The organism is Staphylococcus sp. EG-SA-10, assembly GCF_017151945.1.
GTDB lineage: Bacteria > Bacillota > Bacilli > Staphylococcales > Staphylococcaceae > Staphylococcus > Staphylococcus aureus.
Window position 1 is genome coordinate 186,064 of sequence record NZ_JACVZJ010000002.1, and the last position, 15,591, is coordinate 201,654.

Here is a 15,591-nt window from a genome sequence, read left to right on the forward strand (position 1 = left end):
TATCAAATAGCCCTTTATACAATTTTTTGGGGTAAGGTTTTACAATTTTTGGAATGGTATAGATTTTATAAAAAGTTATTTAAGTTCTTCTGCTTCAGCCATAATATCTTTTAATGTTTTAGCTGAATGTGCGAACTTGCTTTGTTCTTCGTCGTTTAATGGGATTTCTACGACGTTGCGAATACCGTTTCTATTGATGACTGCTGGAACACCAATATAAACATCTTCTTCATCATATTCGCCTTCTAATAATGCTGATACAGTCAATACGGCATCTTCATTTCTGAAAATCGCTTCAGTAATTCTAGCTAATCCCATTGCAACACCATAATAAGTGGCACCTTTAGCTTTAATAATGTCATATGCTGCATCACGTGTTTGAACAAAAATTTGTTCAATTTGCGCTTTGCCCTCAGGACGTTGTTCAAGTAATGTCTTCAAAGGTTGACCCGCAATATTAGCGTGTGACCATACTGGTAATTCAGTGTCACCATGTTCACCAATAATTTGAGCATCGACGCTACGTGGCGCAACATCGAACGCTTCGCTTAACAATAATCTAAAGCGTGCAGAGTCTAAAATTGTACCAGAACCTATAACACGTTCTTTAGGTAAACCAGAGAATTTCCATGTTGCATACGCTAAAATATCAACAGGATTTGTAGCTACCAAGAAAATACCATCAAATTTTGATGCCATTACTTCACCAACAATTGATTTGAATATTTTCAAGTTTTTAGATACTAAATCTAAACGTGTTTCTCCAGGTTTTTGTGCAGCACCAGCACAGATGACAACTAGATCCGCATCATGACAATCACTGTATTCGCCAGCTTTCACACGAACTGTTGTTGGAGAATATGGTGTGGCATGTTTTAAATCCATAACATCTCCTCGAACTTTTTCAGTGTCTAAATCAATGATGACTAATTCATCAACAATGCTTTGGTTCACTAATGAAAATGCGTAGCTTGAACCTACTGCACCATTACCAATTAATACAACTTTGTTCCCTTTAAATTTGTTCATTACAAAAACTCCCTTATGATTAATTCACTAACATACATGTAGTTTCAAATATGTTAGTTTAATGCTGCTTATTGACGATACAAAAGCAAATAAACATCTCTTTTATTTTCAACGCATAACTTAAAAGGTCATGTGTCATCCGCTTTTAAGTTTGTGATTTATTTCACATATAAAATGTAACATGCATTAAGTACTGGGTCAATATTAAATTGTGATTTATTTCACATTTTATTTTAATTTTTACACCTTTTTAATTTGTATACGATTACATCTTAGACGTCTTTAGTCTTCGTACTTCGCCAGTGATTATTTACACTTTCACATTTTTATTATCATGTTTACTTTTTTCTAAGAAAACAACAATGTTTTTTGAATTAGTCAAATAAATGCGCGCAATCGTCGGTGTGCAAACATACAATTGTACACAATGCTTATTGATAAGTATTTAAAAAATTAAAAATGTCATACAATTATCAAATTTGCCATTTTATTTATATTTTCTCAAACCAATTAATTGAATATCGGAATTTTTAGTAGAATAATCAAAGTAGACAGATTAAAGGAGGAATATCATGCTTACAGAACAAGAGAAAGACATTATCAAACAAACGGTGCCTTTACTTAAAGAGAAAGGGACAGAAATTACGTCAATCTTTTATCCAAAAATGTTTAAAGCACATCCTGAACTTTTAAACATGTTTAATCAAACGAACCAAAAAAGAGGCATGCAATCTTCAGCATTAGCGCAAGCTGTAATGGCCGCAGCGGTTAATATCGATAATTTAAGTGTTATTAAACCAGTTATTATGCCAGTCGCATATAAACACTGTGCACTACAAGTTTATGCTGAACATTATCCAATTGTGGGGGAAAATTTATTAAAAGCCATTCAAGACGTGACAGGATTAGAAGAAAATGACCCTGTCATTCAAGCTTGGGCGAAAGCATATGGCGTTATTGCGGATGTGTTCATCCAAATTGAAAAAGAAATTTATGATCAAATGATGTGGATTGGTTTTAAACCATTCAAAATTACCAATATTAAACAAGAATCTGAAGACATTAAATCATTTACTGTTGAGACTGATGCATATGACTTTAGTCAATATATACCAGGTCAATACATCACAGTTGATGTTTCTAGTGATAAACTTCCATATAGAGCTAAACGTCATTATTCTATCGTATCAGGTGATAAAAATCATTTAACTTTTGGCGTTAAACGTGATGTCACAACAGAACATGAAGGCGAAGTCTCAACAATTTTACACGATGAGATTAAAGAAGGCGATATGATTAATTTAGCTGCGCCTGTAGGTGGATTCGTATTAGAGAATACGACTGAACCACAACTTTTCTTAGGTTCAGGTATTGGCGTCACACCTTTAGTAGCAATGTATGAAGCTGCCTCTGCCAAAGGTTTAGATACACAGATGGTTCAAGTTGCTGAAAATGAACAACATTTACCTTTCAAAGACAACTTCAACAGTATCGCAAATCATTATGACAACGCTAAATTATATACCCACTTAAAAGGTGAACAAGGTTATATCGGTGCTGAAGAATTAAAAGCATTTTTAGCAAATAAACCTGAAATTTATATCTGTGGTGGTACAAAATTCTTACAATCTATGATTGAAGCACTTAAATCTTTAAATTACGATATGGATCGCGTACACTACGAAACATTTATTCCAAGACTAAGCGTTGCAGTATAACTGAGAAAAGAGGTTTAGTGCTCATATGAAACTTAATCAACGTTACGTAAAAGTATTTGCATTATATTTCGTAAGTATTGTTACTGCAAATATTATTGTTAAAAATAATAATTTAATTAAAACATTGATACAAACCATAGCCGGGTACACGGTCTTTGCAGTTGGTTTGAAGTATTTAACTAAACGTAAAAATAAATAACATCTATACAAAAACAGCTATGACTTTACTTTGTCATGGCTGTTTTTTAATTGGGAGTTGGACAGTAATGATATTTTCGCAAAATTTATTTCGTCGTCCCAATCCAACATGCATTGATGTATGCTCACTGAATTTCATATGAAAGGAGTTCACACGATGACCGTAGATATTGGACGGATTTATGACAATAAAGATAATACAGACGCTATTCGTATCCTAGTCGATAGAGTCTGGCCAAGAGGTATTTCGAAAAGAACTGCAAACCTAGATTATTGGTTAAAAGACATTGCCCCTTCTACTGAGTTGCGACAATGGTTCCAACATGATCCTAAACTTTTTGGAGCTTTTAAAGAAAAATATGAAAAAGAATTACGTGATCAGGATGCGCAAAAAGATGCTTTTGAAAAATTAAAGGATATTGTAAATCAGCATAATCATGTTCTATTGTTATATGCAGCAAAAGATACTAAACATAATCAAGCTGTAGTACTACAGCAGTTGCTCAATACTTAGGTATATATGTTTATCGTGGATCACTATACATGTCGCTAACTTCATTTCTAATATTTATTTTTAAAAAGTATAATTACTACAATTAATTGAACTTTAATAATTACTAAACTTGAACAACATTTTACTTTAACAAAATAAAGTTTTAAAATATTAATTATTGGGTTTTACATAGTAATTAGAAAGAGAGTGTTAATGAAATGAAGTTTAAAAGACTAGCAACTATATTTTCAGCAGTATTAGTGTTATCAGGATGTGGCTCAATGCATTCATCTGGCAAAGACTTAAATATTTCGTTACCGTTAAAAACAAAGTCTATTGCACCTTATGAAACAGATGTACCAGTTAAGATTGGTGCTGCAGAATCATTGTTTAAAACAAATGATCAAGGAAAAATAGAAAAAGTATTAGTGAAATCGTACCATCAACCAAATGATACAACGTTAGATATAGAATTAAAAGATAATATTAAATTTCAAAACGGTCAAAAATTGACTGCAGAAAAAGTGAAATCTAGCCTTGAAAATAGCATAAAAAAAAGCGACTTGGTCAAATATTCATTACCAATATCATCAATTACCGCTAAAGGTCAAAAACTGACAATTAAAACCAGCTCCGCTTACCCTGAACTTGTATCTGAATTAGCCAATCCTTTTATGGCAATTTATGATACAGATGCTAAATCAGATGTTAATCAAACTCCTATTGGTACAGGGCCTTACCAAATAAAAGATTATAAGCAATCTCGAAAAATATCATTGTCGAATTTTAAGGACTATTGGCAAGGTAAACCGAAACTTGATCATATTACTGTGACGTACCAAGAAGATGGCAATAATCGCGTCAGAAATTTAGAATCTCAAAAAGATGATTTAATAACTGATGTCCCAGTTAATAAAGTTCAAGACATTGAAAATAATCAAAATTTAAAAGTGTCAAAAGAATCTGGATTTAGAACTTCTTTACTTATGTATAATCATACTAATAAAAAAATGACTAAATCCGTTCGTGAAGCATTAGATCATATCATTGATAGACAAGGTATTGCAGATCATATTTATCAAGGTTACGCGAAACCTGCAACGAGTCCATTTAATGATAAAATTCCATATATTAAAGAACCTAAGTTAACCAAACAAAATATCGAACAAGCAAAAACGTTATTAGCTAAAGATGGTTATACAAAAGAACACCCTTTAAAAATTAAGTTAATTACGTATGACGGTCGTCCAGAGCTATCGAAAATTGCGCAAGTATTACAATCAGATGCTAAAAAAGCAAATATTGAAATCGACATTAAAAGTGTTGATGACATAGAAGGTTACTTAACAGACCGTTCTGCATGGGATGCAACGATGTATAGTTTCGGAACGATTCCTCGTGGAGATACAGGCTATTTCTTTAATCAAGCATATAAAAAAGATGGTGCTATTAATAAAGGAGACTACAATAATAGCAACGTTGATGCTTTAATTAATCAATTGAATCACACTGTAGATGTTAAGGAACGTCACAATATTTCTAATGATATTATCAAATTATCAAGTCGAGATGTACCAAACAGTTATATTGCTTACAACGATCAAATAGTCGCTGCTAACTCTAAGGTTAAAAATTATAAAGTAACACCTGAAGGTATCTATTTAATCGATTATCGAACAACGATTGAACGATAAGGGAGTGTGGGACATTGATTTATGTCTCAGCCCCGCTTCAACTATAAAAACCACGCCGAGGTCATTCAATATGATTATGGCGTGGTTTAATTTGCTTATATGATTGTATTAATTTCTGTTTGATGAATTTCAATAAAATGATTATTACATACTTTCAGTGAATCATGTTCATTTTATATAAATCTAATTGTCACTATTTGTTTAACGTGAAACACTTTTTTAACTCCAAAAAGTATGCCGCTTCCACTCTTTTAAAGACAAATTATAAAAATAGCTTATGTCACAAACATATGAGCAACATAAGCTTTAATTATTATTCGTCTACTTTTTTCTGTTGTTCTTTAAATTCTTTCTGCAGTAAATTCACTTGTTTTAAACCTGCCCCCATTAAAATGAATACAAGTATCCACACAATAACGATTAAAATAAATATTTTCAACGTATCACTGCCAAGTATAGTTAAAGATGTATCCCAAATGCCATGTAAACCAACGGCTGATAAAAAGAATATTAAAAAGCGTTTATCAAAAATATCTTTGAATTCAAAGCCATGCTGTTCTTTCACAATAACTATTGCAGCACCAACAATCGCTGACCAAACTAAATGACCACCAATCGCAGTCCACGCACGTGTGAAGACAATATCTAATAATGGGACATTTTCCCCTAAAGCGAAATTCAAAATATAACCTGCTGATTCAAAAACTGCGAACCCTGCACCAATAGCAGCACCGATTAATAATCCATTCAAAATCTTATTTGTTTTCAATTTATTGACGAAATAAACAATAATGAGCGCTTTTCCAGTTTCTTCAACTAATCCTACTAAAAATGCATCGAAAAATGTTAAAGAACCAAACCTTTCGAATTGATCACTAAAAACGACAAATCTATATAATACCATCGTACTTAGTAATGAAAATACGCCGCCAATAAAGAACATGATAATAACTTCAAAAATGCTAATATTTTTAAACGCATTTGATTCATAAAAGAAGAACAAACCCGATAATGGTACTGTTAAAGCTCCTATAAAAATGAGACCCGGAATGGCGTTAGTGTTATTAAAAATCGCTGCCATGACCCATAATCCAATAAATGTTACTGTGAAAGCGATGAATACTCGAGAAAAGAGCCATGGCTTCCCCCATTCTTCTGATATGTCACAAATTGCTGGCGTAGTTTTAGCAGTACCCGCTATAAATATTTCATCTGCTTCGTTTTTAGTATGTGGCTTAAATACTTCAGAAAACATATCTTTTAAATTAAGATTTAAGCTTTCATCATTGCCCGCTAGTCTACCGATTGATTTGGTTGCATTATCAAATAAACTTCTTGCTTCATTTTTTAAATCTGCATTTTGAGCTGTTTCATGCGCTTTGTCTTCCATTTGTTTATCGATAGATTCATTATGTATGTCGGACGTCTTAGTTGATTGTGTAATTGCTGATGACATCACCTCTTCACCTGTATTAGGTGCAACTGATTGCGTTTGTGTTGTCTCTTCTTTTTCTGTATTTCTTCGATGATTAAGACCTTCCATAGACTTACCTACTTTCACTTTTCATAATAAAACTATTTTAATTTAATATTGATGGATTTTCCATATTTTAATATAAATACTTTGTTCGATTGGGCGCCTTGTATTCCATATTTGAAAATCAAAACCTATTTAACTTTTTATATTCCGAGCAATATTTTTATATAAATATTTTAATGATATTCAATTCATTACAAACCCTTGATATTACAATTGTTATCGACCATTAAAATGTGTCTATACTGTGTCTATTATCAGAATAAAAAGATATTTCTAATTGATTTTAAACGCCGTTATGTTATATTTCTTGTAAGGGTTTACACAAAGTGTAAAAACGCTATATTTTATCAAATGTGATGGAGGTGACTTGCTTGAAACAAATCACATGGCACGACTTACAACATATCATTAAGGATGGTGATGTGATTGGTTTACCAGCATTAGCTGTAGCCAACTTACCCGCCGAAGTTCTACGTGCTGTGTTAGCGCAACATGACACATATCATACGCCCAATGATTTAACGTTTATATTAGCGAATGATATCCATAGTTTAGGTGCCGCACCGGATTTAGATGATTTTATAGAACGTCGTATGATTAAACGTGTCATTATGAGCATTTTAACGGCTTCTTCCAAAACGGCACAAGCAATGAAAAATAATGACATTGAAGCTTATTTTTTACCACAAGGTATCATTGCAACTCATTATCGTCAGAGTAATCAATTATTACCTGGAGTTATTACTAAAATCGGATTAAACACAGCTGTTGATCCTAGATACGGTGGCGGTAAAGTAAATACACGAACAACTGATGATTTAGTTTCATTAGTAACCATCAACGATGAAACATACTTACATTACACATTCCCTAGCGTTGATGTGGCACTACTGAGAGGAACATACGCAGATCAACAAGGTAACATTTATTTAACTCAAGAAGCGTACTTGAGCGAGTGTTATCATGTCGCATTAAACACGAAAGCCAATCATGGGAAAGTTATTGTACAAGTTAAAGATTTAGTTGACGACTATCAACTAAAACCGAATGAAGTTGTTATCCCAGGAAATCTTGTCGATTATGTATACGTCACAGAAGATGAAAAGAATCACCGCCAAGTAATTCAGAGTCATTATTTACCAGCCTTGTCTGGAGAAGAACGAATTGATGGAATACCTGAACCCGCATTACCTTTTAATAGTCGCAAATTGATTCTCCGACGTGCTGCTCAGTTTTTAACTTATGGCGATACAATTAGCATCGGTTATGGCATCAATAATGAACTCTCTAATTTATTGCATGAAGAATGTGTTGAACATGATGTGCAACCGATTCTAGATGTTGGCATTTTCGGTGGATTCGTTGGGAGTCGTGAACATTTTGGTATGAATTACAATGCAGATGTGCGCATGCCTCATGATCGAGCATGGGATTTTATTTATAACAATGGCGTATCAGTTGCCTATCTTAGCTTTGCTGAGGTTGATCAATACGGCAATGTCAACGTGTCTTACTTCAATGACCGACTAAATGGATGTGGTGGCTTTATAGACATTACACAATCTGTAAATAAAATTATCTTTTCAGGTACTTTTGTAGCTGGCAGTCATGTCTCATGTCATAATCAACGATTAAACATTGAAACTGAAGGACAAAACCAGAAATTTGTATCAGATGTGAGCCATATCGACTTTAATGCACAATATTCACAATCACTCGAGCAAGAAGTCTATTTTGTTACTGATCGTGCAGTATTCGAGCTCACCAATCAAGGCTTGAAACTAATTGAAATTGCACCAGGTCTTGATTTGCATAAAGATATTTTGAATCAAATGGCTTTTAAACCAATTATTGCTGATCATTTAAAATTAATTGATACCAGCATTTACAAAGAAAAATGGGGACAACTTAAACAATCAATTCATAAAGTATGAAAGTGAAGCTAAAGGGGGTATACTAATGAATTTCGATTGGATAAAAACGCGTTCAGACTTCGATGATGACAAGCCTGCCGTTATTGATCACGCAAAACAAACATCTTGGACATACCAACAACTCAATGCACGCGCTGATAATATGGCACATTATTTAACATCTCAAGGTGTTAAAAAAGGCGATGTTATCGGTATTTTTGCGCCAAATGATATTGCAATATTAGATTTACTATTTGCTTGTTTTAAAACAGGTGCGGTTTTTTTACCATTGAATTGGCGGCTTAACCCAAAAGAAATTGCAGCCATTGTGGAAGATGCACAATTAAAACTGCTCTTCTATGCTGAAAAACATTTAAGTTCACTCACCGATATTGACCAAAACTTATTGCATATGGATATTGATGTAGCGCAATATGATGAAATCGTAAATCCAGACTATCACCAACCTTTTCAAGCAACACCTGTTGAACCACAAGATCTTGCAGCATTAATTTATACAAGTGGTACAACCGGATCACCTAAAGGTGTGATGTTCTCATATGAATCATTTGTTCATAACGGCGCAAACTTAGAGCTGACGTATAAGTTCAATTCAAACTATATTACGATTGTATCAACACCAATGTTCCATGTTTTAGGGTTTAACGATACTGTATTACCAGTATTAATGTCAGGTGGCACACTTATTCTTCAACGTTACTTTAATGGCGAAGAATTGAATGACATGATTGCACAATATCACCCTACATTTATTATCATGATTCCAACAATGTATTATAGTACGCTACGTGCTAGTAATTTTAATCCTGAAAATTTTAAAGCTATGGATTATATCATCCAAGGTGGTTCACAACCATTACCAAGTATCCAAGCAGCTTTTAAACAATATGGCATAAACATTATTAATGGCTATGGCTTAACTGAAGCACCTCTTGTACTTGTTAATACACCGGAAAATTCAAAACGTAAACCAATGAGTATTGGTAAAGCAGTCATGTTTGTTGATGCACGTATCCTTGATGATAACGGTGAAGAAGTACCTTCTGGCGAGATTGGTGAACTTGCAATTAAGGCTAAAAATGTCACGCCAGGATATTGGAATAAACCAGCAGAGACTGCTAAAGCGTTTCATGGTCGTTACTTATTGACAGGAGATTTAGCAAAAATGGACGACGATGGCGATATATTTATTATTGACCGCAAAAAAGAATTAATCATAACTGGTGGCGAAAATGTCTTACCATCCGAAGTCGAAAATGCTTTAGCTGAGCATCCACTAGTAGACCGGTGTGTGGTCGTTGGCTATGATCATCCAAAATATGGTGAGTCAATTGCTGCAGCCATTATACTTCGCGAAGATGAACCTCATTACGCTGAAATTTTAGATCAACATATGCGAAGTCGTTTAGCAGGTTATAAAGTTCCAAGAATGTATGTACCAGTGACACATATGCCGTTAAACAGTACGCAGAAACCAGATAAACTTGCGATTCGACAAATGATGAATGACAAAGTCTCACAAACACTTTAAAGGTGATAAAAATTTTTGATATTTAGTGTAAGCGTTTACATGTAAAGCGAGTTGTTTTTGAATTAAATGCATTTCACATTAGTATTCATATTATTTTTAGGAGGAATTTATATGACATTTGAAAAAGAAACAGTCTTAAAAACATTATTTCCTGAAGATGTACTTAGTATTGCTAAAGGTTTAACAGACGGTGAAGTCGAATTTTTACAACAAGTAGATTCATTGCTAGAAAGTAAGTACCGTGAAAATATTAATCAACATTGGATAGACGCTACTGTACCCGAGGACTGTTTTAAAGATCTGGGAGAATTAAATTATTTTAACAATCCATTACTATACGAGGATCGTCCAAACGCCAAAATGCCTAGTCAACTATTTCAGTTTTTCATGTCTTACCTACTCGCGCGATTTGATATTTCCTTAGCTACCCTACTCGGTGTTCACCAAGGTTTAGGGCATAATACTTTCTATTTCGGAGGTAGCAAAGAACAAATTGCGAAATATGTACCTAAATTACAGTCACATGAACTGCGTACATGCTTTGCTTTAACTGAACCAGAACACGGTTCGGACGTTGCGGGAGGTCTTGAAACAGTCGCTGAACGCCAGGGCGATACTTGGGTTATCAATGGTGAAAAGAAATGGATTGGTGGTGCACATGTATCTGATGTCATTCCAGTATTCGCAGTAAATAAAGAAACTGGCAAACCCCATTGCTTTGTAGTCAAACCAGAACAAGATGGCGTCGATATTGAAGTCATTGATAATAAAATCGCACTTCGCATTGTTCCTAACGCACTAATTAAATTAACTAATGTCAAAGTAAATGAAGCGGATCGCTTACAAAACATAACAAGCTTTAAAGATATTGCCAAAATTCTTTATTCAACGAGAGCAGGCGTTGCTTATATGGCTACAGGTGGTATGGCTGGCGCTTTACGTGCCACATTAGATTATGTCACTGAGCGTAAGCAATTCGGCAAACCAATTAGTAAATATCAGTTAATACAAGAAAAGCTAGCAATGATGCAAGGTAATTTAGCTCAAGCAATGGCAACATGTGCTCAATTAGCTAATATGCAAGCACATGGTGAATATGACGAGGTTGCAACTTCAACGGCGAAGATGATGAATGCCTTACGTTTGCGTGAGACAGTAGCTATGGGCCGCGGTATCACAGGTGGTAATGGCATACTAGCTGATGATTATGATATTGCACGTTTCTTCTCTGATGCAGAAGCGATTTACACGTACGAAGGTACACATGAAATTAATGCCTTAGTAATTGGACGCGCTTTGACTGGAGATTCTGCTTTCGTATAAATAGCAAAGAATTATATGAGATGCATTAATTTCACTAAAAAAAGACTTATTTTAAGCATAAAGCTTTTTCCTTAAATAAGAGGCTAAGATGACTGTCAAAGATACTCAATCAATTTTATAAAATAGCAACGTTATTCCAATTATCTTAATGGTTATCTTATCCTCAACTAAATTGGAGGAATCACTATGACAATTAATAAAGTAACCGTTCTTGGCGCAGGCACAATGGGCGCTCAACTGGCAGCACTCTTTGTGAATGCTGGACTTAAAGTAAAACTATTAGATATTGTAGTGGACAAAAACGATCCAAATCTCATTGCGAAAAAATCTTACGATAAAATTACAGATAAGAAACGACCGCTACTATTCGACTTAAATCTAGCGAGTCATTTAACATATGGTAATTTTGATGATGACTTGGTAAATGATGATGCTGATTTATATATCGAAGCAGTCAAAGAAGATATTGAAATTAAGCATGCTGTTTGGCAACAAGTTCTACAACATGCTAAAGAAGATGCTTTATTCGCTACAAATACATCAGGTATTCCAATTAATGCGATTGCTCAAGCATTTAACGAGAAGGATCAAGAACGATTCTTTGGTCTACATTTCTTTAACCCACCACGTATTATGAAATTAGTGGAGTTAATACCTACGTCACACACGAAGGAATCTATTATATTAGATGTAAAAAATTTCGCGCAAAATGTGTTAGGTAAAGGTGTCATTGTCGTCAATGATGTGCCTGGCTTTGTCGCAAATAGAGTCGGCACGCAAACAATGAATGATATTATGTATCGCGCCGAGCAACACAAGTTAAGCATTGTAGATGTAGATGCATTAACTGGGCAAGCGATTGGTCGCCCTAAAACAGGTACATATGCCCTATCTGACCTAGTCGGTTTAGATATTGCAGTGTCTGTAATTAAAGGCATGCAACAAGTACCTGAAGAAACACCTTATTTTCATGATGTCAAAATTGTAAATACGTTGTTTGAAAATGGCGCACTCGGACGTAAAACGAAACAAGGATTTTACAAAAAGGATAAAGAAACTAAAGCTCGACTTGTTTACGATGTTGAAAAGCAAGATTATGTACCTGTATCGCAACCGCAATTACCAATTTTGAATGAATTTAATAAAGATTTAGTGCATAACCTTGATGTCATATTCAATGCGCAAGACGAAGCGGGACTATTTTTATGGGAGACATTACGTAATAATTTCTATTACTCTGCTATCAATGTACCTAAAGCTACCGATGATTTCCGAGACATAGACCGTGCGCTTGTCTGGGGGTTCAACTGGAAACTTGGTCCATTCCAATTATGGGATGCAATGGGATATGAACGTGTTAAAACACGTATGGAAGACGAACTTGGAGACTTACCACAATGGATTAGTGATTTAGACGGTGGCTTTTATAAACAAGATGAGACCATCGAATATGCAACACCTGTTTCTCACTTCGTAAAAGATGAACTTTGGGATAAAGGTGATGCCAAACTTTCCGTAACTCATGATGATCAACTGTTATTGAAATTACAAAGTAAAAATAATGTCATTACCGATGAATTCAACGATGCGTTAGTTGATGCGATTGATTTACTGGAAAATGACCATTACACAAGTATGGTTATTTATGCAGATGGTAATAATTTCAGTGTGGGTGCTAACCTTTTCTTAATGAAAAAGGCGCATGAAGACGGTCTTGTAGATGATGTCGTTGCACAATCAATTGATAAATTACATTATAGCTTTAATCGTTTGAAGTATAGCTTGAAACCAGTAGTCACAGCTGTTCAAGGTCGTGCCTTAGGCGGTGGCTGTGAGCTTGTACTTTACTCACCTATTGTTGTCGCTGCAAGTGAAACATATATCGGTCTTGTTGAAGCAGGTGTTGGCTTATTACCGAGTGGCGGTGGCCTTGCAGAAATGGCTGATCGCATATTACGCACATCGCATAAGTTTGATGACAAACAAGCTTCCATGACAAAAGTACTGACGAATATCGCATTTGCGAAAGTCTCTACAAATGCCTTTGAGGCACGTCGTTATGGTTATTTACGTGATACAGATACGATTATTTTCAATACAGCACAACGTGTCGAAGTTGCGCTCAAACGTGCGAAATATGAAGCAGAAACAAACTATATTCCGAATCCTAGACATCAATATATCGCTTTAGGCGAAGACTTCAAAGCATTGATCCAAGGACAATTAGATGCGCAAAGACGGGGTCATTTTATTAGCGACCATGATTATCATATCGCCTTAAATATCGCCACAATTTTAGCGGGTGGTGATTTACCAAGAAACACATTTATCAATCAACGTTACATTCAATCGTTGGAGAAAATTGGCTTTATTGACTTACTAAAATCTAAAAAATCATATGAAAGAATTGCGCATATGTTAAAAACTGGTAAGCCATTACGTAATTAAAAGATAGTCATTAAGAGAGGATGATAACCATGCAAGAAGCATACATTGTAGCTTATGGGCGTTCAGCCGCAGCGAAAGCAAAGCAAGGCGCATTATTCCACGAAAGACCTGATGATGTCGCAGCCAAAGTATTACAAGGCGTATTGAAACGTATTGACGGAAAATTCAATAAGAATATGATTGAAGATGTCATTGTTGGTACGGCTTTTCCAGAAGGATTACAAGGACAAAACATTGCACGAACGATTGCATTGCGTACGGGATTATCTGACACGGTACCGGGTCAAACAGTGAATCGCTACTGCTCATCAGGATTACAAACCATCGCGATTGCAGCCAATCAAATTATGGCTGGTCAAGGAGATATACTTGTAGCTGGTGGCGTTGAATTGATGAGTGCCGTACCAATGGGTGGCAACGAGCCCACAAACAATCCTACCTTACAATATGATGATATAGGTGCGTCATATCCTATGGGTTTAACTGCTGAAAATGTAGCATCCCAATTTGACGTATCACGCGAAGATCAAGATGCTTATGCTGTCAGAAGTCATCAACGTGCCTATGACGCACAACGTGATGGTCGGTTCAAAGATGAAATTATTCCAATACAAGTAAACTCAGTTGAATATACAAACGCAGGACCAAAAGTACACACAAATATCTTTGACCAAGATGAATTTATACGACCTGACACCACGATGGAGGCACTAGCCAAATTACGTACAGTATTTAAAGCTGACGGCACTGTGACTGCAGGAACATCTGCCCCACTTTCTGATGGTGCAGGATTTGTAGTTTTAATGTCTGGAGATAAAGTGAAAGAACTCGACGTGACACCTATTGCACGATTCGTTGGTTATAAGGCAGTAGGCGTTGACCCGAAAATTATGGGTATTGGGCCTGCATATGCGATTCCTGAAGTATTGTCACTCAGCAATCTATCTGTTGAAGATATTGATTTGATCGAATTGAACGAAGCATTTGCTTCTCAAACGATTGCATCTATTAAAGAAGTAGGTCTAGATATATCACGTACGAATGTGAATGGTGGCGCTATTGCTTTAGGTCATCCATTAGGTGCTACAGGCGCAATGTTAACCGCGCGTTTACTTAATGAAATGGGTAGACGTCCCGATAGCCGTTACGGCATGGTTACGATGTGTATTGGTGTCGGTATGGGTGCAGCTGCTATATTTGAGTATGTGCGTTAGAATGGTTGATTTTGGATGAAGCGGATTCGTTTTGTTATTGAATGAAGTAGGCTGAATTTGAAGCGGATTGAAGCAGTTTCGTTTTATTATTGAAGCTGTGTGAAATATAGTGATTGAACAAAATAGTGGTTTAATAGGATAGCGGGTATTTCCGTTTTAGAATTTAACATTTACACGTCTAATTTTAATCATTGTTTTAAATTTTATGAATCGAAGCCCTTTGATTTAATAATATTTGCTAATGCTAGTAACTTATCTGATTGTTCATGTTTAAAATAAAGAAAACCACTCACATCAGTGTGTTCGAACTAGACTTGTAAGTTCCAGTTCGGTACGACTTTCTAAAGCAATTATTATTGCTGTGATTGTCGTATATCACATAGATGTGCGTGGTTTATTTTAATAGGTTAGTAATATATTAGGTCATGTTATGTTTAAGACTATAATGAATAAATAATTTAGAAATATG

Annotated in this window: 12 protein-coding genes and 1 pseudogene; 10 read left to right on the forward strand and 3 right to left on the reverse strand. The window is 35.1% G+C overall.

Going from position 1 to position 15,591, the window contains the following annotated elements; all coding sequences use genetic code 11:
• Positions 1-75 precede the first annotated feature (75 nt).
• Positions 76-1,029 carry an L-lactate dehydrogenase gene (locus IDG45_RS02975; RefSeq protein ID WP_001031879.1) on the reverse strand — a complete coding sequence of 318 codons (954 nt, stop codon included), beginning with the start codon at positions 1,027-1,029 and terminating at the stop codon, positions 76-78.
• A 310-nt stretch (positions 1,030-1,339) separates the two neighbouring features.
• Complete coding sequence (locus tag IDG45_RS02980) at positions 1,340-1,447, reverse strand: hypothetical protein (RefSeq protein WP_031927850.1); 108 nt, start codon at positions 1,445-1,447, stop codon at positions 1,340-1,342.
• A gap of 154 nt (positions 1,448-1,601) precedes the next feature.
• Between IDG45_RS02980 and IDG45_RS02985 the strand changes: the two genes are divergently transcribed.
• From IDG45_RS02985 to nikA, 4 genes are all read left to right on the forward strand, one after another.
• The gene (locus IDG45_RS02985) at positions 1,602-2,747 is read left to right on the forward strand and encodes a globin domain-containing protein (protein ID WP_000954801.1); all 1,146 of its coding nucleotides are present in this window, start codon (positions 1,602-1,604) and stop codon (positions 2,745-2,747) included.
• Between the two features lie 25 nt (positions 2,748-2,772).
• Positions 2,773-2,946 (forward strand): hypothetical protein, encoded by a 174-nt coding sequence (locus IDG45_RS02990; protein WP_000773989.1) that lies wholly within the window; start codon positions 2,773-2,775, stop codon positions 2,944-2,946.
• Between the two features lie 156 nt (positions 2,947-3,102).
• Positions 3,103-3,459, forward strand: a complete 357-nt coding sequence (locus tag IDG45_RS02995) for a DUF488 domain-containing protein (RefSeq protein WP_000215216.1) — start codon at positions 3,103-3,105, stop codon at positions 3,457-3,459.
• Positions 3,460-3,656: 197 nt separating this feature from the next.
• Positions 3,657-5,132 carry a nickel ABC transporter substrate-binding protein gene (gene nikA / locus IDG45_RS03000; RefSeq protein WP_001807064.1) on the forward strand — a complete coding sequence of 492 codons (1,476 nt, stop codon included), beginning with the start codon at positions 3,657-3,659 and terminating at the stop codon, positions 5,130-5,132.
• A gap of 313 nt (positions 5,133-5,445) precedes the next feature.
• Here nikA and IDG45_RS03005 read toward each other — a convergent pair whose 3' ends face one another.
• On the reverse strand, positions 5,446-6,588 hold the full coding sequence (locus tag IDG45_RS03005) for a PrsW family intramembrane metalloprotease (RefSeq protein ID WP_072357665.1): 1,143 nt from the start codon (positions 6,586-6,588) through the stop codon (positions 5,446-5,448).
• Positions 6,589-7,043: 455 nt separating this feature from the next.
• Here IDG45_RS03005 and fadX point away from each other — a divergent pair, with 455 nt between their 5' ends.
• The 6 genes and pseudogenes from fadX to IDG45_RS03035 form a co-directional block, all read left to right on the forward strand.
• Entirely contained in the window at positions 7,044-8,606 is a 1,563-nt protein-coding gene (gene fadX, locus IDG45_RS03010) for a fatty acid degradation protein FadX (protein WP_446289335.1), read from the forward strand.
• A 25-nt stretch (positions 8,607-8,631) separates the two neighbouring features.
• Positions 8,632-10,137, forward strand: a complete 1,506-nt coding sequence (gene fadD / locus IDG45_RS03015; protein WP_001008389.1) for a long-chain-fatty-acid--CoA ligase FadD — start codon at positions 8,632-8,634, stop codon at positions 10,135-10,137.
• A gap of 111 nt (positions 10,138-10,248) precedes the next feature.
• Positions 10,249-11,460: an acyl-CoA dehydrogenase FadE gene (gene fadE / locus IDG45_RS03020; protein WP_168784196.1), complete on the forward strand. Its 1,212-nt coding sequence runs from the start codon at positions 10,249-10,251 to the stop codon at positions 11,458-11,460.
• A 186-nt stretch (positions 11,461-11,646) separates the two neighbouring features.
• A complete protein-coding gene (gene fadB, locus IDG45_RS03025; RefSeq protein ID WP_000154527.1) occupies positions 11,647-13,908 on the forward strand; it encodes a 3-hydroxyacyl-CoA dehydrogenase/crotonase FadB in 2,262 nt (753 codons plus the stop codon).
• Positions 13,909-13,937: 29 nt separating this feature from the next.
• Positions 13,938-15,122, forward strand: coding sequence for a thiolase family protein (locus IDG45_RS03030; protein ID WP_001154627.1), 1,185 nt, complete (start codon positions 13,938-13,940; stop codon positions 15,120-15,122).
• Between the two features lie 298 nt (positions 15,123-15,420).
• A pseudogene (locus IDG45_RS03035) lies at positions 15,421-15,525 on the forward strand (hypothetical protein); the annotation flags it as partial.
• Positions 15,526-15,591 lie beyond the last annotated feature (66 nt).

Excerpts from the sequence above, each read along its gene's own strand:
- fadD (WP_001008389.1), top strand. The coding sequence starts at position 8,632 with ATGAATTTCGATTGGATAAAAACGCGTTCAGACTTCGATGATGACAAG.
- fadE (WP_168784196.1), top strand. The coding sequence starts at position 10,249 with ATGACATTTGAAAAAGAAACAGTCTTAAAAACATTATTTCCTGAAGAT.
- IDG45_RS03030 (WP_001154627.1), top strand. The coding sequence starts at position 13,938 with ATGCAAGAAGCATACATTGTAGCTTATGGGCGTTCAGCCGCAGCGAAA.
- IDG45_RS03005 (WP_072357665.1), bottom strand. The coding sequence starts at position 6,588 with ATGTCATCAGCAATTACACAATCAACTAAGACGTCCGACATACATAAT.
- IDG45_RS02995 (WP_000215216.1), top strand. The coding sequence starts at position 3,103 with ATGACCGTAGATATTGGACGGATTTATGACAATAAAGATAATACAGAC.
- IDG45_RS02985 (WP_000954801.1), top strand. The coding sequence starts at position 1,602 with ATGCTTACAGAACAAGAGAAAGACATTATCAAACAAACGGTGCCTTTA.
- IDG45_RS02975 (WP_001031879.1), bottom strand. The coding sequence starts at position 1,029 with ATGAACAAATTTAAAGGGAACAAAGTTGTATTAATTGGTAATGGTGCA.
- fadB (WP_000154527.1), top strand. The coding sequence starts at position 11,647 with ATGACAATTAATAAAGTAACCGTTCTTGGCGCAGGCACAATGGGCGCT.
- nikA (WP_001807064.1), top strand. The coding sequence starts at position 3,657 with ATGAAGTTTAAAAGACTAGCAACTATATTTTCAGCAGTATTAGTGTTA.
- IDG45_RS02990 (WP_000773989.1), top strand. The coding sequence starts at position 2,773 with ATGAAACTTAATCAACGTTACGTAAAAGTATTTGCATTATATTTCGTA.